Here is a 17,062-nt window from a genome sequence, read left to right on the forward strand (position 1 = left end):
CATGAAGTTCATCTTTTACACCCATTCGCTCGTTTCGGATTGGAACCATGGCAATGCGCATTTCCTTCGCGGCGTCATGCGGGACCTCCAGCGGCGCGGTCACGAAACGCTGGCACTGGAGCCGGCAGGCGCGTGGAGCCGCACCAATCTCGTCAAGGATCAGGGACCCGGCGCGATCGAGCGGTTTCACGAGGCCTTTCCGCAGCACCGCTCGGAGAGCTACGACCAGGCCTTCGATCACGAATCAGCTCTTGCCGACGCCGACGTCGTCATCGTGCATGAGTGGACGGAACCAGGCCTGGTGGAACGCATCGGCCGCATCCGGCGCAATGGCGCTGCCTTCACATTGCTGTTCCACGACACGCATCATCGGGCGGTCTCGGCAGAAGGCGACATCGCATCGCTCATGCTGAACGACTACGATGGCGTGCTGGCCTTCGGCGAAACATTGCGTGAGCGCTATCTTCGCGCAGGCTGGGGAAAGTCGGTGTTCACCTGGCACGAGGCAGCGGACGATGCGCTGTTCCGGCCGTTGCCGGATATAGAGAAAGCAGGAGACCTCATCTGGATCGGCAACTGGGGCGATGACGAACGATCAGCCGAGATCAGCGAGTTCTTGGTTCGTCCTGCCGGAAATCTCGGCCTGAGGACGACGGTGCGCGGCGTTCGTTATCCCGGTCATGCGCTGGATGAACTTCGCAATGGTGGCATAGCCTATGGTGGCTGGATCGCCAATGCGGATGCTCCTTCTGCCTTCGCTCGCAATAAGGTCACCGTGCATATTCCGCGGCGGCCCTATGTCGAACATCTGCCGGGTATTCCGACCATCCGGGTTTTCGAGGCGCTCGCCTGCGGCATTCCCTTGATTTCGGCGCCCTGGGAGGATGCCGAACATCTCTTCGCGCCCGGCCGCGACTACCTGCTCGCTGGCAATGGCGAGGCGATGGAGAAGAGCCTGCGTGACGTTCTCTTCGATGCCGATCTCGCGGCGAGCCTGGCTGCATCCGGCCTCGCAACCATAAAGGCGCGGCACACTTGCCGGCACCGTGTCGATGAACTTCTGACGATCCTGGCGAGCTGCGGCACGAGCAAAGTCGCCGCGAGCCTACAGCCACGGGAGGCCGCGGAATGAAGATCGCGTTTTACGGCTCGAGTCTCGTCTCCGCCTATTGGAATGGTGCTGCCACCTATTATCGCGGCCTGCTGCGGGCGCTGGCGGAGAAAGGCTACGATATCACCTTCTACGAGCCCGATGTCTATGACCGGCAGAAGAACCGCGACATGGACCCTCCCGACTGGTGCAAGGTCGTCGTCTATGAAGGAACGGTCGAAGCATTGAGGGCCGTCACCGCGGAAGCAGCCAAGGCCGACATCGTCGTCAAGGCGAGCGGCGTCGGTTTCGAGGACGATCTTTTACTGAAGGAAGTGCTTCGCAACGCGCAGAAGGGAGCTCTGAAAATCTTTTGGGACGTCGATGCGCCGGCAACCCTTGCCGAGCTCAAGGCAGATCCAGATCATCCTTTGCGCCGGGCTCTCCCCGAAATCGATCTTGTGCTGACTTATGGCGGCGGCGACCCTGTGGTCAGCGCCTACCGCGCTGTCGGGGCGGTCGAATGCATTCCTGTCTACAATGCGCTCGATCCGCAAACACACCATCCCGTTCCGGAAGAAGGGCGCTTTACCGCCGATCTCGGCTTCCTCGGCAATCGCTTGCCGGACAGGGAAGCGCGGGTCGAGCACTTTTTCCTGGAGCCAGCCTCTCGTCTGCCGAACCGGAGATTTCTGCTGGGCGGTTCCGGCTGGCATGACAAGCCTATGTCGTCCAATGTCACCTACATCGGCCACGTGTCGACGCGCGACCACAACGCCTTCAACGTCACTCCCATGGCAGTTCTCAACATATCGCGCGCCAGCATGGCCGAGAACGGCTTCTCGCCTGCGACGCGCGTATTCGAGGCGGCCGGCGCCGGCGCTTGCCTCATCACCGACTACTGGCAAGGCATCGACTTCTTCCTTAAGCCCAACGAGGAAATCCTCGTCGCGAGAGACGGAGAGGACGTGGCAGCCTTGATCGCAGGACTGTCGCGCCACGCGGCGCGCGAAATCGGAGAGCAGGCGCGTCGGCGCGTGCTGGCCGATCACACCTACGCCAATCGTGCCGAGAAAGTGGACGCTGTCTTTCGTGCCCGCCTCGGCGCGCGGATGGAGGCCGCCGAATGACCAGACAGCTCGACATCGTCTTCCTCGGTCTTTCGCTTTCGTCATCCTGGGGAAATGGCCACGCTACGACCTATCGTGCCCTCGTCAAAGGCCTGCATCAGGACGGTCACCGGGTTCTTTTCTTGGAGCGGGACGTGCCCTGGTATGCCGCTCACAGAGACCTCGCTTCGCCGGATTTTTGCGAGCTCGCCTATTATTCCGAACTTGATGAGATGATCGCGTTGTACGGGGAAAGGCTGCGCAAGGCCGATGCCGTTATCGCAGGCTCCTATGTGCCGGAGGGTGTGGCGCTGGTCGACAGGCTCGAGGCGCTGGAACTGAACCGTCTCTGCTTCTACGACATCGACACGCCGGTGACGCTCGCAAAACTCGACCGCGGTGATGAGGAATATCTGGCGCGACGCCAGATACCCGTGTTTGACGCCTATTTCTCCTTCTCGGGAGGAGAGGTGCTGACGCGCCTGGAGCAGAACTATGGCGCTCGAAGGGCCGTTGCACTCTACTGCTCCGTCGATCGGGAACGCTACGCCAATACCGGGGAACCCGCGACCTGGGATCTCGGCTATCTCGGCACTTACAGCCCCGACCGCCAGCCGACGCTGGAGCGTCTCCTCCTTGAGCCGGCGCGCCGCCTGCCGGAAATGCGTTTCGTCGTCGCCGGGCCGCAATATCCCGCCGAGATCGACTGGCCATCTAATGTGGAGCGCATCGAGCACTTGCCGCCGGCCGATCATGCAAGTTTCTACAGCCGTCAGCGCTTCACCCTGAATGTCACCCGAAGCGATATGATCTCGGCCGGCTGGTCGCCAAGCGTGCGCCTGTTTGAGGCGGCCGCCTGCGGGACGCCTGTTATCAGCGACTGCTGGCGGGGGCTCCACGAGTTGCTGCCGGATGGCGAAGCTCTCATCATTGCAGGTGGAGCAGACGATGTCGTGGCGGCGCTGACGGCGCTTTCCGGACGCGAGCGTATAGCAATCGCCGCAGCCGCCAAAGGCCGGGTGCTGGCCGGCCATACGGGTGCTGCCCGCGCCGGTGAACTCGTTCGAGCCCTTTCCAACCTGCCTGCAAGTCCAGCTTATGAGCGTATCTCAGCCTGAAGGAGAGTATCGATGCTTCAAGTCAATCGTCGCAGAAAAGGCAAGACTGTTCTGGTAGCAGGGGGAGCCGGCTTTGTCGGTTCGCACCTCTGTGATGCGCTCCTCGGCAGGGGCGATACCGTCATTTGCGTGGACAGCTATATCACCGGATCGCGAGACAATGTGCGGCCGTTGATGAACCATCCAGGCTTCCGCCTTATCGAACAGGATGTCTGCGACTTCCTCGAAATCGACGAGCCGCTGGACCAGATCTACAATCTTGCCTGTGCCGCATCTCCACCGCAATATCAGGCCGACCCCGTCCATACGATGATGACCTGCGTCGCCGGCACCGGAAACCTGCTTGCGCTCGCCGAACGGCATGGAGCCTCCTTCCTCCAGGCTTCGACGAGCGAGGTCTATGGCGATCCGGCCGAACATCCCCAGCGCGAGGACTACCGCGGCAATGTCAGCTGCACGGGGCCGCGCGCCTGTTATGATGAGGGAAAGCGCGCCGCGGAGGCCCTGTGCTTCGATATGTTGCGCGGCGGTCGCGTCGATGCCCGGGTTGCCCGCATTTTCAACACTTATGGGCCGCGCATGCAGGCCAATGACGGCCGGATCGTCTCGAACCTTGTCGTCCAGGCGCTGTCGGGAAAGCCTCTCACCATTTATGGAAGCGGGATGCAGACGCGTTCCTTCTGCTATGTGAGCGACCTGGTCGGGGGTCTGATGGCGCTGATGGATGTTCAGCCCAATCCCGGCGTGCCGGTCAACCTCGGCAATCCCGGAGAATTCACCATCAATGAACTCGCTCAGATGATCCGTTCGATGGTTCCGGCTCGTACCGCGCTCGTCTACAGGCCTCTGCCAAAAGACGATCCGCAGCGTCGCCGGCCTGATATTTCGCGTGCGACCGAGCTTCTCGACTGGCAACCGACGGTACCGCTTGCCGAAGGGCTGGCACAGACGATCGGCTGGTTCGCCGCCAACCTCGCCGAGCGTCCGCGCAAGCGCACGGCAGCGTCCCGTCGCCCTCGGAGCGCGGCTGCTGCTCAAGCTGTACCCGCTGGAAGCTGAGCGAAAATAAGTGGAGGCGATGATGACCCTGGCTTTGAAACGCCGCGTTGCCGAACTGGCTCCGTGGTTCCAGAATATCCGGCTCGGCGAAGTGGAAACCGCCCCCGATCACTTTCTCGGCGACTATCCGGCCTTCAAATGGGAAGGTTTCAAGCATGTGGTGCCGGAAGATCTCGATCGGCGCAGCGTTCTCGACATCGGCTGCAATGCCGGCTTCTATTCGCTTGAGATGAAGCGCCGCAATGCCGGGCGGGTGCTCGGCATCGATTGCGACACGCGCTATCTCGAGCAGGCCCGGTTGGCCGCCGGCCACTTCGGTCTCGACGTCGAATTCAGGCAGATGTCGGTTTATGAAGTGCCGAAGCTGGGGGAAACATTCGATCTGGTGCTCTTCATGGGCGTGCTTTACCACTTGCGCCACCCTTTGCTGGCGCTCGATCTCCTCTACGAGCATGTGGTCGGCGATCTCATGCTGTTCCAGTGCCTCCAGCGCGGCGACGAGCGGATTGCCGCGCTGGAGGAGAATTACGATTTTTCCGAATGGAGCGTCTTCGATCAGCCGGATTTTCCGAAATTGTTCTTCGTCGAACAGCGCTACGCCGCCGATCCGACAAACTGGTTCATTCCGAACAAGGGCGCTATGGAGGCGATGCTGCGTAGCGCTGGGTTCGCGATAGAGGCCAATCCAGAACGCGAAGTCTATCTATGTCGCCGAAGCCGGCGGCCTTATATGGTTGAACCACCGCCCGTTTGAGCGGCAATAACATTGCGGGTCCAGAATGCTGAAAGGTGCCCGGCTGTTTTCGATCGCGATCGCTGCGATCCTCTTCGTCCTTTTGTTGACCTGGCTGTTGACCAGGCCGCATTCGCCTTTCTCTGCCGACGATGTCACGCTGACCCCCGGCGACGCCGGACGCGGCAGATTGGTGTTCGCTGCAGCCGGGTGCGCCTCGTGTCATGCTTCTCCCGGTCAGGAAGACCGTCTCAGGCTGGGAGGCGATCTTGCGCTGGCCTCGCCCTATGGAACCTTCAGAGTCCCCAACATCTCGCCCGATCCGAAAGCGGGCATAGGATCGTGGTCGGTCGCCGATCTCGCCAATGCCTTGATCGCCGGCGTCTCCCCGTCGGGAAAGCATTACTATCCGGTATTTCCATATGCCAGCTATACCGGTATGACGCTCGACGACGTCAGGGATCTCTACGCTTTCCTGCATACGCTTTCGCCCGTGCCGGACCGTCCCCAACCACATGATATTTCCGTCCTGTTCCGAATCCGGCGGTTTGTCGGTTTCTGGAAGCTGTTGTTTTTTCACGAAGGGCGATCCGGGGGGGTGTTGAATGGCGATCCGGTGCACGATCGGGGCGCTTATCTCGTGGAAACACTCGGGCATTGCGCCGAGTGTCACTCCTCCCGCAACGTCTTGGGCGCGATCAAGCCGAAGACTAGATTTGCGGGCGGCGTGAGCACGGAAGGCGTCGGCTTTATTCCGAACATCACGCCGGTAGAAATCGGTTCATGGTCGCAGCAGGATATCGTAGAAATGCTCCGGAGCGGCAAGACGCCCGACCACGGCTATGTCGGCTGGTCGATGGCCGATGTCGTCGAGAATACGGCCGAACTCCCTGCCGCCGACCAGATGGCCATCGCCCAATATCTGAAGTCGCTGCCACCGCGCGCGACCCCTCATCCTTAGCTAACGGGCATAGAGGTAAGCGGCGAGATCACGGGCTTCCTGTTCAGATATTCCGGTGGCAGGCATCGCAGTTTTGGGTGAATAGGACTGCGGGGTGACGATCCAATCAACCAGATTATCGGCGGAATTGTTGAGCACGCCCGCGACATAGACCCGCTGCCGCAGACCGGAGAGATCACCGCCGACCTTGCCGTCGGCCCCCGCGATGCCGGGAATGGTGTGACAGCCAGCGCAGCCATAGCGACGGAAGATCATCGGGGCCCTGGCGGGATCGCCTTTGGTCAGAGCGATAGCTGCAGCGCGCCTTTCGGATTGCTGACGATAGATATCGGTCAGGCCAAAGGCCGCGGTCACGCCTACCATGCAGGCCGCAATCACCAGGGCAGAGCGAAGAGAATTACGGGGCGACGATACGCGTTCCATCCGTGCCTCCTTTTCCTGAAGCCCTGATCCACAGTGCCGTCAGCGTGAGTGCCGCTGCGGCGTAGATGATTCCTGCAGGAATCCACATGACCAGGCCTGCCATCTGCTGGTCTTCGAGCGGCGACAACCCCCAGGTCCCGGAGGCCTGCGTCTGCACGCCATAGAGCACTTTTGGCGCAAGCGCGATGAGGGCGCCAAGGATGCTCATGTGCAGCATGGTCAAAAAAACATGCCAGGCGGCCACCCCCCGGTTGCTCCTCCAGATGACGGACCACCAGAACAGGATGGCGCTCGCGAAAAAGGAAAGATGCTGCAGGCGGTGGAGGGGCGCGCTGTCAATCGTGGCATCGAAGAGAATCGGCGCGTGCCATGCCCAGATCGCCGCGCCATGCAGCAAGGTCGCAACGGTGCCGTTGCTGAGACATTTCCACGTGCTGCGCACGGCGCGCGAGGCAAGCGCCCGTCCCGCCTGGCGCCTGATCATCCTCGGAAGCCCCCAGAGCAGCATCGCCGAGGGCCTCGCCAACACGATGAGCGGCGCCGACACCGCCATGACCAATTCATGTTCGATCATGTGGAAGGTGAAAAGCTGCTCGCCCAGCCAGTGCAGGGGGGAGACGAGCGCCCCGGCGAGAACGAGCCAGCCGGACCAGAAGGTCGCGAGCCGCTGCACGAAGGCACGGCGGCTTTGGGATGATCGTGGCCGGAAGCGAAGGCTGCCGCATGCATATAAGGCCGCGCTGAGGCCGAGCGGCACAATGATCCACGGGTCGATGGTCCATGGCAACGCGACGTTATGGACATGGCCTTCATGCGCCGACGCCGGTGCCGTCATGGTTACCCAAAAGGCGATCGTGGGTCCTGTTCTCATAGCCGCGGCACCCAATAGATGCATCCGTAGAGAGGAAGCCAGGTGAGGACGACAAAGTTCCAGTAGAGCGCATTGTCTTCGACGTCGCCGTAGCGGCGCGCATTGTCTGCGTGCTTGGAAAACATGAGGCATGCAAGGACGATCGTATCGATGAGATCAGTAATGATGTGGGTAGTGTGCAGACCAAGGATCGTCCAGACGATCGATCCGTAGGCGTCGTCGTCCCAGCTTATATGGAGGGCAGGAAATTCGAAGACGCGGGGGATGAGCGGTATCGCGCCCATGAAGACCATGGCGATCAACCCCAGGCGCACCTTGCGGAGCTCCTTACGCTGCGCCCATCGCGACACCAGCATATTCGGCACGAGGCTGACGAGAAGCGACAGGGTCAGGATCGTACCGGGGAGAAGGTCCGGAGGGGGGGCTTCAATCGGCCAGCGCGGCGCCAGGCTCATCAGGTAGAAATAGACGGCGATCGTCAGGGCAAATCCCATGCCTTCGATCAGCATGAAGGCGCCGGTGCCCCAGAAGGTCAGGCTCGCGCTGCCCATGCCATGCAGGGGAAGCTTCGACAGGTCGAGCGCAATACGTTCTTTCATGACTCGTCCTCCGGTGTTTGCTTCGGCCAGAACCATCCCGTCAGGGTAATGGCTACCGGGATCGCGCCCCAGATCACCGCCCAAGGGCTGAAGATCGAGCCGATCAACATGATGCTGGTGGCGATGGCGGCCAAGAACGGCCAAATGGAATTGGCCGGCATGGATTCCCGCGCCTCGGGCTCGGCTGCCGCGACGCTGCTGACGATCACTTCGCGACGGTCGAGCCGAAGTCCTGTGGCCACCGGCAACATTCCCCCATCCGCCCACAGTGGCTCGGCTGACTGGACGACGGGGATGTGGCGGAAGTTGTAGGGGGGAGGGGGCGAAGACGTGGCCCATTCCAGCGTCGATGCGTTCCAGGGGTTCGGCCCTGCAGGCGATCCGAATTTGAAGCTGCGCACGGCGTCGATGAAAAAGATGAGGAAGCCGGCGGCCAGTATGACGGCGCTGAGGCTGACGAAAAGGTTCAAACCTGCCCAGGGCAATTCCGGCGGATAGGTATAGATGCGTCGCGGCATGCCCTGGAGGCCGAGGATGTGCATCGGGAAGAAGGTCAGGTGAAAGCCGGTGAAGATGAGGCCGAAGGCCCATCGGCCGAGCCTTTCGCTCATCATGCGGCCGGTCATCTTCGGGAACCAGTAGTAGATCGCGCCGATGAGCGGGAAGACGGAACCGCCGATCAGCACGTAGTGGAAATGGGCGACGACGAAATAGGTGTCGTGAACCTGCGTGTCGAGCGGCACGGAGGCCACCATCACGCCGGTCATTCCGCCGATGACGAAGGTGATCATGAAGCCGATGATGAAAAGCAGCGGCGTCTTGAAGACGGGACGCCCGTCCCACAGCGTCGCCAGCCAGCAGAAGATCTGTGTTCCGGCGGGAATTGCGATCGCCATGCTGGAGGCGGTGAAGAAGCTGCTTCCCAGACGCGGCAGACCGGCGACGAACATGTGATGCACCCAAAGGCCGAAAGCCAGGACGCCGGTTGCGATCATCGCCAGGACCAGCGGCAGGTATCCGAAGACGGGACGCCGCGTGAAGGTGGAGATCATGGCGGACACCAAGCCCACTGCCGGCAGGAAGATGATGTAGACCTCGGGATGGCCGAAAAACCAGAACAGGTGCTGCCAGAGAAGGGCGTCGCCACCCTCCGAAGGGTTGTAGAACTGCGTGCCGACCAGCCGGTCGAGAATGAGCGAGGAGCTTGCGAGCATGATCGCCGGCATGGCCAGGATGACCAGGAAGGCCGTTACCAGCATCGACCAGACGAAGAGCGGGATACGATTGAGCGACATGCCCGGCGCCCTGAGCTTGAAGACGGTCACGACGATCTCGACGGCGACGGCGAGGGCCGACACTTCGGTGAAAGTGATCATCTGCGCCCAGATGTCGGCCCGCTTTCCCGCGCCATATTGCGGGCCGGCCAGGGGTACGTAAGCGAACCAGCCGACATCAGGGGCGGTGTCGAGAGCGAGAGAGATCCAGAGGAGCAGGCCTCCGGCAAGAAAGATCCAATAGGAAAAGGCATTCAGCCTCGGAAAGGCGATGTTGCGGGTTCCGACCATCAGCGGCACGAGATAGACCGCCATCGCCTCCATGACCGGCACGGCAAAAAGGAACATCATGTTGCTCCCATGCACGGTGAAGATCTGGTTGTAACGATCGGCGCTGATGAAGCGCGCCTCCGGAAATGCGAGCTGCAGGCGCATTGCCAGGGCAAGCACGCCGCCGAGGAGCAGGAAGATGAAGGCCGTCACGATATATCGCCGGCCGATGATCTTGTGATCGACGGTGGACAATGCCGCCAGCAGCCCTGATGGCGTTGCCCAAGTGCGCCTGAGAAAGGCTTCGGCGCCTTCATCGCCGGCTGCCAGATCAGCGGGGGACGGGATCTTATCCTGGCTTCTCATCGGAGCTCACTCATATAGGCGCTCAGTTGCCGCAGCTCCTCACCGGTGAGGGGGACCAGTGGCATGTTGTTTCCCGGCTTCAGCGTCTGCGGATCGGCGATCCAGGCGGCGACCGATCCCCGCGTATTCTCCAGCAGCCCCGCCCCAATCATGCTGCGGCTGCCAACATGGGTGAGATCGGGTCCCGAGGTGCCCGCCGCGCCGGTGCCCCGGATGGCGTGGCAGGCGGCGCAGGGCTTGTTCATGAAGACCAGCTTGCCCGCCACGGCATCGCTATCGGTCGGTTCGTAAGCCGCGCTTCTCTGCGCTTCCAGCCAGCGGTCATAATCCTCGGGCTCTTCGGCGATCACCAACAACGCCATGTGGCTGTGCTGCAGGCCGCAGAATTCAGCGCATTGACCGCGATAGATGCCGGGTTTGCTGGCATGAAGCGTCAGTTCGTTCTCGCGGCCGGGAACCAGGTCCTGCTTTCCCGTCAGGTTCGGCACCCAGAATGAGTGGATGACGTCCGTCGCTTCCAGACGCAGCCGGATGTCGGTTCCCACGGGAATATGCAGTTCGTTGGCGGTCAGAAAAGTCTTGGCCGGGTCGGCATCGAGGTAGGTGAATTGCCACCACCATTGCTGGCCACGGACGACGATCGTCGCAGTATCGGCTTCGCGCCAATCGATGCTGCGCGTGGTGTAAAAGCTCGCGATAGTCAGAAGAGTTATGACGATGAAGGTCGCCACGATTGCAGCGCCCACAGCCCTGCCCATCGAGCGCTCGGTCTGAGGCCTGCGGGGCGCCTGGTTCTTCCTTCGAACCAGTGCCCACACCATGACGGCCATTACCAGGATGAAGACGACACCGCAGACGGCGACAAACAGAAAGATCAACCCTCTGAGCTCCATGGCAGAAGGTCCCTCGGCATTCAGTGCCGATTGCGGATCGCCGGTGCAGCCCGAAAGCAACAGAAGATGTGCAACGAGGAGGGAGGCGCGAGCGATCTTCAAGGCCGGACACCTCGATCGGAACGGACGCCAGCCGGTCCTTCCTCGAAAAGGCCAGCGGCCGGCGCCCGGTTCTCCGCCGGCCTCGTATGCTTGTCGTCGTTTCGGCTCGGCGCGGTATAAGGCGGCGAATAAGCGCCTATCGTCCTGACATAGCCGGCGAGCTGCCAGATCTGGTCGCTCGTCATCTTGTTCGCGAAGGATGGCATCCCATGAGGCCGCCCGTCGCGGATGGATGCCACGACCGAAACCATTTCAGAACCATAGAGCCACCAGCCGTCGAGAAACGAGGGGCCGGTTGCGCCCCGCCCATCTCCATGGCAGCTGGCGCAGCCGAACCAGGAATAAAGCCGTTTGCCTTGGCTGAGATCATAGGCGGTGGTCTCATAGGGTTTTCCGATCGCGAAATAAACGTCAGGAGGTGTGCCGCTAATCTTGCTGGGCATCAGCCGGAACTGGTCGAGCGCCGACGTTACAGGAGGATCGGCACGATATTGCCTGGGGTGCCTTGCCCAGCCAATGATGGTGCCGATAGCGAGCATGCAGACAAGCGCCGCCGAGAAAAACGGCGGCGGTAGCTGCACGAAGCCTCTTGTCACCGCGGTATCGGCTCGATCCGGACGTCGCCGGTTTGCCCAACCCACGGCTGCCGCGGCCGCAGCCACGCCGAAAAGCGTTGCCGCCACAACCCAGGTGCCGTGTTTGCTTTCGCTCATCGCCGCGGCCCGATTCAGGACTGCGGCGATTGAGCGGAGAGGCTGAGACGAACCGGCAGCAGCTTATAGGACGGGGTCTTGGCCTTCGCATCATGATGCGCCAGCGGAAACAGCGGGTTGGACTCCGGATAATAGGCAGCGCAGCAGCCAGCCGGGATATCGTGCCGGACGATCTTGAAACCCATGACGCGGCGCATCTTTGCGGCATCGATGGCCGTTGTGAGATCAACGAAGTTGCCTTCCTTGAAGCCCAGCCTGAGAATGTCCTCCTCGTTCATGAAGACCACCTTTCTGGTCCCCTTCACGCCGCGGTAGCGGTCGCCGTAGGCATAGATCGTCGTATTGAACTGATCGTTCGAGCGCAGGGTGGTAAGGTTGAGAACTTCCCCGGCGCCGGGGCCGATATCGAGTTCGGGAAAGAGCCGCGGCGGGGTGATGAAGTTGGCTTTTTGGTTCGCAGTCGTCCATTTTCGCTCCCGCGCCGGTACCGGTCGCGGGATGCCGCCCGGCTGGAACATGCGTTTGTTGAAATCCCTGAATGTCTCGGGATAGGTCGCTTCGATCGCGTCGCGGATTTTCGAATAGTCGCCCACCCATTCGTCCCAAGGCACCCGGCCTTTCGTCAACGTCGCCTTGGCGATGCCGGCGATGATTGCGGGTTCCGACAGCAGCTCGTCGCTCGCCGGTTTGGCCCTTCCGCGCGAGCCGTGAAAATGCGCCACTGAGCTTTCGATGGAGACGGCTTGCGGGCCGCTTGCCTGATCATCGATCTCAAGCCGGCCGAGGCAGGGCAGGAGGTAGGCGATCTCGCCGTGGACGACATGGCTGCGATTGAGCTTGGTTGCAATCTGGACGCTGAGGCGCAGTTTGCGCCAGGCCTCCTCCATCGCCTCCGTTTCCGGAACGGCACGCAAGAAGTTGCCGCCGAGTGCGACAAATGCCGTTGCCTCGCCTTGCATGATGGCTTTGCAGGTATCGACCGTGGAGCGCCCCTCCCATTTCGGAGGCTCGAATTGATAAAGTTCAGCCAGTTTATCCAGTGGCACGAGGCCGGGTTTCTCGGTTATCCCGACCGTGCGCTGTCCCTGAACATTCGAATGTCCTCGCACCGCGCAGATGTTTGCGCCCGGCTTACCGACATTGCCGCGCAGCAGCGCGAGATTGGCGACCATTTGGACGTTCTGAACGCCCATCACATGCTGTGTAAGGCCCATGCCGTAAATCATCAGCACGGCTTCTGAGTGAGCGTATACGCGAGCAGCCTGGCTCATCTGTTCACGAGCCAGGCCGGAAACACGTTCCAGCTCGGCCCAATCGTGCCGCCGGGCAGCCTCGGCAAACTCTTGGAAGCCCGAGGTGTGCGTGTTGATAAAATCATGGTCGAGCACGTGCTTCTTATCGGCTGCGGCAATGGAAGCAGCAAACGCGACCGCCGCGGCATTCTCCGGTTTGTCAGGGATTGCGTCGGAGCCTGAGACCTTGCTGGCGCCCATGGCCTTCAAAGCATCGTCGGCTTCGATCAAAGCCTTGCAGACCCCAAATAGCGCTGCGATATCGCCGCCGTTCCTCACCTGGAAATATTCCGAGGAAATCGGTGTCGATCGGCCGGTCAGCATCTGGCTTGGCATTTGCGGGTTGATGAAACGCTCAAGGCCGGGTTCGCGCAACGGATTGAAAGTCACGATTTTTACGCCTCTGTCGGCCGCATCCTGCAGATCATGAAGCATTCTCGGCGAAGAGGTGGCGACGTTTTGCGCGAGGTAGAAGATGCAGTCGCAATTCTGGAAGTCCGAAAGGATCGCGGTACCCACCGTCGCACCGATGCTTTCCGGGAGCCCGACCGACGTGCTTTCGTGGCACATGTTCGAGGAGTCGGGCAGGTTGTTGCTGCCATAGATGCGCGCGAAAAGCTGATACATATAGGACGTCTCCAGGGAGGCGCGACCTGAGGTATAGAAATCCACCTGCTGCGGAGGAACGCCACGAAGCGCTCTGCCGATTTCGTCAAAGGCCTCATCCCAGCTCACCGGCTCGTATTTGTCCGTCTCGCTGTTCCAGCGCATAGGATGCGTAAGCCGGCCCTGCTCCTCGAGATCGTGATCGCTCCATTGCTCCAGCTCCTGCAATGTGTGCGCGGCGAAGAAAGCGCGGTCCGCTCGGCGCGTGGTGATCTCCCAAGCGGTCGCCTTGGCGCCTTCCTCGCAGAATTCCATCGCATGCGGTTTGGCAGGCTTTGCCCATGCGCAGCTGACGCACATGTAGCCGTCCGGCTTGTTGTGATGGGCAAGCAGCGACGAGCCTGACCTCGGTACGTGCTCGCGCAGAAGGATCTGTCCGACAGCTCTCGCCGCTCCCCACCCGCCCGCAACACCTTTGCCTTTGTCGCGGCTTGCATGGCCTCTCGATCTCGCTGACATCCTTACCTCCCAAATCTCGGCAGATTTTCCCGAGCCCGAACTCTGGCAGGAGCCAATCTGTTCCAGCGTCACCACGGTACCGCCTCTTATGCATACGCCTACCCGACGCCGGGCGAGTTCGAGGCGCGACAGGTCTTCCAAGGGGCGCTACTGGATCACAGTTGACGACGTTGAGGCCGAGATGACTTGCAGTTGCGTCGAGAAGGAGTCGGGGGCTCCCGGATGTCATTTTTCGGTACTGCAATGGAAGCGTTGTCGAAGGGGTTGCGGCTCCGTTTGGCAGGAGGTGATGGACTGCTTCTTTCTGATGTTCCACAAATCAACGATATACCGCAGAGGAAATCGTGTGGTCTCCCGTTCACATCCCTTCAAGGCGATGGAGCTCGCATCCTATCTTGCGACCGATCCTCGCGATAGTTATACTGTTTTTGAAAAACAGTATAACACCGGAGTCGAGCTTATGAAGTCCATCGACCTCATGTATCAGACGATGCTCGCCGAGCTAGGACAGCGCTCGCTCGACGCCGCCTGGACGGCCGATTTCCCTCCGGAGGGTCGGTTCACCCCGGCGAACATCAAAGGGCGCAAGTACTGGTACTTCGACATTCCAGATGGGCATGGTGGTACGAAACGTCGTTACGTTGGTTCTGCTGATGATCCGAATATCGCGCAGCGCGTAGCCGATCACAAGCGGGACAAGGACGATCTACGCGCTCGCCGGCGCTTGGTAAATACCCTGACCCGCGAAGGCGGGATGATCGCCCCCGACGCCATGTCGGGCGACATCGTCGAAGCTCTTGCCCATGGCGGTCTTTTTCGGCTCCGGGGGGTTCTCATCGGCACAGTGGCCTTTCAATGTTATTCAGGACTGCTGGGCGTGCGCCTTCCCATGGCTGCGATCCTTACCGGCGATGCGGATATCGCCCAGGACTATGCCATCAGTCGGGAGGTTGAAGACAGTCTGCCTCCGATCGTTGAGCTGTTGCAGGGCGTCGACGCCAGCTTCCGGCCAGTTCCGCATCGATCAGGGTCCGCGGCCTCGTCCGCGTTTCAGAATGCCGACGGCTACCGGGTTGAATTCCTGACGTCGAACCGCGGTTCAGATGACTACACCGACCAGCCGGCAAAGATGCCCGCCCTTGGCGGCGCCAGCGCGGATCCACTGCGCTTTCTCGACTTCCTCATAAGGGAACCCGTCAGGACAATGCTGCTCCACCGAAGCGGTGTCCCGGTCGTTGTCCCCGATCCGTCCCGTTATGCGGTCCACAAGCTCATCGTCGCCAGCCGCCGGCACACTGACGGGCAGGGGCCAGCGAAGCGGGAAAAGGACGTCCGCCAGGCAGCGCTGCTTTTTGAAGCCCTGCAGCAGACAAGACGATCTGCCGAATTAGCGCTCGTCTACAACGAAGCATGGGAACGCGGGCCTGCGTGGCAAGAAGGTATTCGAACCGGCGCGGGAATGCTGCCAGCAAAAGATGCCGAGCGGCTCAATACGGTCCTGATCGAGGGCGCAAAGAAAAACCGCGAAGAAATCGAACTTCCGACTGGAGAATAGTGTCTTCCGCTTCGAAAGAAGTTGCGAAGACAAATGTGGTGCCGAGAGTTCGAGTCACTCAAGGCGAGTATGGCTGGCTCACTTTCGCAAGCGCACTCAATCGGGAAATGAAGGTTGGCTGGCTGAACGTCGGCTCCGCGATCCGATCCCAGTCGGCAACTGACCGCAGCTGCGCGCCACAAGCGGATACCCGGTTGATTAATGGCGGCGGTCTAGTGCGACTGAAAACGGGCGATTCCGTCCAGCTTTGGATCCTGATGCTTGACTTTAGCCCTGTTTGGTCGAGCTTAGTCGGCCTGGACCAAAGTCTCACTGGATTTGCTTCATGTCGCGCACGATAATTACCACACCGGACGCACCAGCGGCCCCAGCGTCCTACAGCCAAGCCGTCAAGGCCGCAGGATTGGTTTTTGTGTCAGGGACTGCGCCGATTGACCCGTCAACAGGGCAGCTTGTGAGGGGGCCGGTGCAGGCCCAGGTCGCACAATGTCTTCGCAACATCTCCGCTATTCTGGAAGCCGCCGGGAGCAGTTTGGAGAAGGCGGTCAGTGCGACACTGATTATGGCCGACGAGGAGGACTTCGCAGGTGCCAATGAGGAATGGCTTAAGTGGTTTCCACGCAATCCACCTGCCCGACAGGGCGCCAAGATGCCTGTGCGCATTCAGGGCATGAAAGTCTCGATAGCGATGATCGCCGAGGCATGAACACAGCTTGCAGTAGCGACGGCGTTGAACGCCGGGGCTTGGCTACGAGGCTTGCGAGCCGGTCTGCGGTGTCAGCTTTCTCCACAGAAGTCGCGCTATGTTCGTGCTCGTGTCGGCTCGGCCTTCAAGACGTTCCGCTTCGAGCCCTCAGCCAACTCGCTTCTTCGGGCCTCTCGACTTCGGTTGATACAGACGCCGTTTGACGTTAGAGCGCAGAGCGTTTCGCACATCCTTGTTTTCCATCGACGAGATCGAGCCGGACGTCTGGCGCTGTTTGGTCCTGCCGGTCCATTGGAACCTGGAGCACCTGCATCTCGGAATTCAGGCCGCATTCAACTGGTGGAACTATCATCTCTATGAATTCCGCATCGGTGGTCTGCGGTATGGGGACGTCGAGACCCTGACGGAGGATGCGGCCGATGACGATCCTCGGGTCTTCGATCAGAGAGAGGTTCGCTTGCTGGACTTCGAGCAAGGTGCTGTCTTTAGCTACCACTATGATTTCGGGGATGGCTGGCGGCACACCGTCACAGTCGAGGAGTTCCTGAGGCTCGCTTCTGCGCCCAAACAAGGAAGCTGCATCGCCGGGGAAAGGGCGCGACCGCCCGAAGATGTTGGTGGCGTGTCCGGTTATGAGCGGTTCCTGGAGATCATCGCCCACCCGGAAGATCCAGAATATGCTGAAACCATCCGCTGGTGCGGCGGCTACTTTGAACATTGCACGAATGAACAAGGTCGGGCAAAGATCGTCAAGAAGGCCGCCTGATCGTCTCACTTTATTGATATTGGATCCTTCTGACAGC

16 protein-coding genes are annotated in these 17,062 nt (G+C 60.8%); 9 read left to right on the forward strand and 7 right to left on the reverse strand.

The window, feature by feature from the left end; all coding sequences use genetic code 11:
- Window position 1: 1 nt before the first annotated feature.
- The 6 genes from ATY76_RS29905 to ATY76_RS29930 are packed head-to-tail and all read left to right on the forward strand — an operon-like array spanning window position 2 to window position 6,070.
- Window positions 2-1,132, forward strand: a complete 1,131-nt coding sequence (locus tag ATY76_RS29905; RefSeq protein WP_088678245.1) for a glycosyltransferase — start codon at window positions 2-4, stop codon at window positions 1,130-1,132.
- A complete protein-coding gene (locus ATY76_RS29910) occupies window positions 1,129-2,220 on the forward strand; it encodes a glycosyltransferase (protein WP_088678246.1) in 1,092 nt (363 codons plus the stop codon). The genes ATY76_RS29905 and ATY76_RS29910 overlap by 4 nt, the downstream gene beginning before the upstream one ends.
- Window positions 2,217-3,317, forward strand: coding sequence for a glycosyltransferase (locus ATY76_RS29915; RefSeq protein ID WP_088678247.1), 1,101 nt, complete (start codon window positions 2,217-2,219; stop codon window positions 3,315-3,317). The genes ATY76_RS29910 and ATY76_RS29915 overlap by 4 nt, the downstream gene beginning before the upstream one ends.
- Window positions 3,318-3,329: 12 nt before the next feature.
- The gene (locus ATY76_RS29920) at window positions 3,330-4,376 is read left to right on the forward strand and encodes a UDP-glucuronic acid decarboxylase family protein (protein ID WP_088678248.1); all 1,047 of its coding nucleotides are present in this window, start codon (window positions 3,330-3,332) and stop codon (window positions 4,374-4,376) included.
- Window positions 4,377-4,395: 19 nt separating this feature from the next.
- Window positions 4,396-5,130, forward strand: coding sequence for a TIGR04290 family methyltransferase (locus ATY76_RS29925; RefSeq protein WP_088678249.1), 735 nt, complete (start codon window positions 4,396-4,398; stop codon window positions 5,128-5,130).
- 25 nt (window positions 5,131-5,155) lie between these two features.
- The gene (locus tag ATY76_RS29930) at window positions 5,156-6,070 is read left to right on the forward strand and encodes a cytochrome c (RefSeq protein WP_088678250.1); all 915 of its coding nucleotides are present in this window, start codon (window positions 5,156-5,158) and stop codon (window positions 6,068-6,070) included.
- Here the strand turns inward: ATY76_RS29930 and ATY76_RS29935 are convergent, their stop codons facing one another.
- The 7 genes from ATY76_RS29935 to ATY76_RS29965 are packed head-to-tail and all read right to left on the reverse strand — an operon-like array spanning window position 6,071 to window position 13,998.
- Window positions 6,071-6,493: a c-type cytochrome gene (locus ATY76_RS29935; protein WP_088678251.1), complete on the reverse strand. Its 423-nt coding sequence runs from the start codon at window positions 6,491-6,493 to the stop codon at window positions 6,071-6,073.
- Window positions 6,468-7,328, reverse strand: coding sequence for a cytochrome c oxidase assembly protein (locus ATY76_RS29940; protein ID WP_088678252.1), 861 nt, complete (start codon window positions 7,326-7,328; stop codon window positions 6,468-6,470). Before ATY76_RS29940 ends, ATY76_RS29935 begins: the two co-directional genes overlap by 26 nt.
- A gap of 32 nt (window positions 7,329-7,360) precedes the next feature.
- Complete coding sequence (locus ATY76_RS29945; RefSeq protein ID WP_088678253.1) at window positions 7,361-7,963, reverse strand: cytochrome c oxidase subunit 3; 603 nt, start codon at window positions 7,961-7,963, stop codon at window positions 7,361-7,363.
- Complete coding sequence (ctaD, locus tag ATY76_RS29950; RefSeq protein WP_088678254.1) at window positions 7,960-9,873, reverse strand: cytochrome c oxidase subunit I; 1,914 nt, start codon at window positions 9,871-9,873, stop codon at window positions 7,960-7,962. Before ctaD ends, ATY76_RS29945 begins: the two co-directional genes overlap by 4 nt.
- Complete coding sequence (gene coxB, locus ATY76_RS29955) at window positions 9,870-10,868, reverse strand: cytochrome c oxidase subunit II (protein ID WP_088678255.1); 999 nt, start codon at window positions 10,866-10,868, stop codon at window positions 9,870-9,872. Before coxB ends, ctaD begins: the two co-directional genes overlap by 4 nt.
- Window positions 10,865-11,581 (reverse strand): c-type cytochrome, encoded by a 717-nt coding sequence (locus tag ATY76_RS34345; protein WP_245310161.1) that lies wholly within the window; start codon window positions 11,579-11,581, stop codon window positions 10,865-10,867. Before ATY76_RS34345 ends, coxB begins: the two co-directional genes overlap by 4 nt.
- 14 nt (window positions 11,582-11,595) lie before the next feature.
- Window positions 11,596-13,998, reverse strand: a complete 2,403-nt coding sequence (locus ATY76_RS29965; protein ID WP_088678256.1) for an FdhF/YdeP family oxidoreductase — start codon at window positions 13,996-13,998, stop codon at window positions 11,596-11,598.
- Window positions 13,999-14,458: 460 nt separating this feature from the next.
- Here ATY76_RS29965 and ATY76_RS29970 point away from each other — a divergent pair, with 460 nt between their 5' ends.
- The 3 genes from ATY76_RS29970 (at window position 14,459) to ATY76_RS29980 (ending at window position 17,025) form a co-directional block, all read left to right on the forward strand.
- Window positions 14,459-15,553, forward strand: a complete 1,095-nt coding sequence (locus ATY76_RS29970; protein WP_088678353.1) for a GSU2403 family nucleotidyltransferase fold protein — start codon at window positions 14,459-14,461, stop codon at window positions 15,551-15,553.
- Window positions 15,554-15,878: 325 nt separating this feature from the next.
- Window positions 15,879-16,259 (forward strand): Rid family hydrolase, encoded by a 381-nt coding sequence (locus ATY76_RS29975; protein WP_088678257.1) that lies wholly within the window; start codon window positions 15,879-15,881, stop codon window positions 16,257-16,259.
- Window positions 16,260-16,491: 232 nt separating this feature from the next.
- The gene (locus tag ATY76_RS29980; protein ID WP_088678258.1) at window positions 16,492-17,025 is read left to right on the forward strand and encodes a plasmid pRiA4b ORF-3 family protein; all 534 of its coding nucleotides are present in this window, start codon (window positions 16,492-16,494) and stop codon (window positions 17,023-17,025) included.
- Window positions 17,026-17,062: the final 37 nt, after the last annotated feature.

It is taken from the genome of Rhizobium sp. R339 (assembly GCF_002211395.1).
Taxonomy (GTDB): Bacteria; Pseudomonadota; Alphaproteobacteria; order Rhizobiales; family Rhizobiaceae; genus Rhizobium.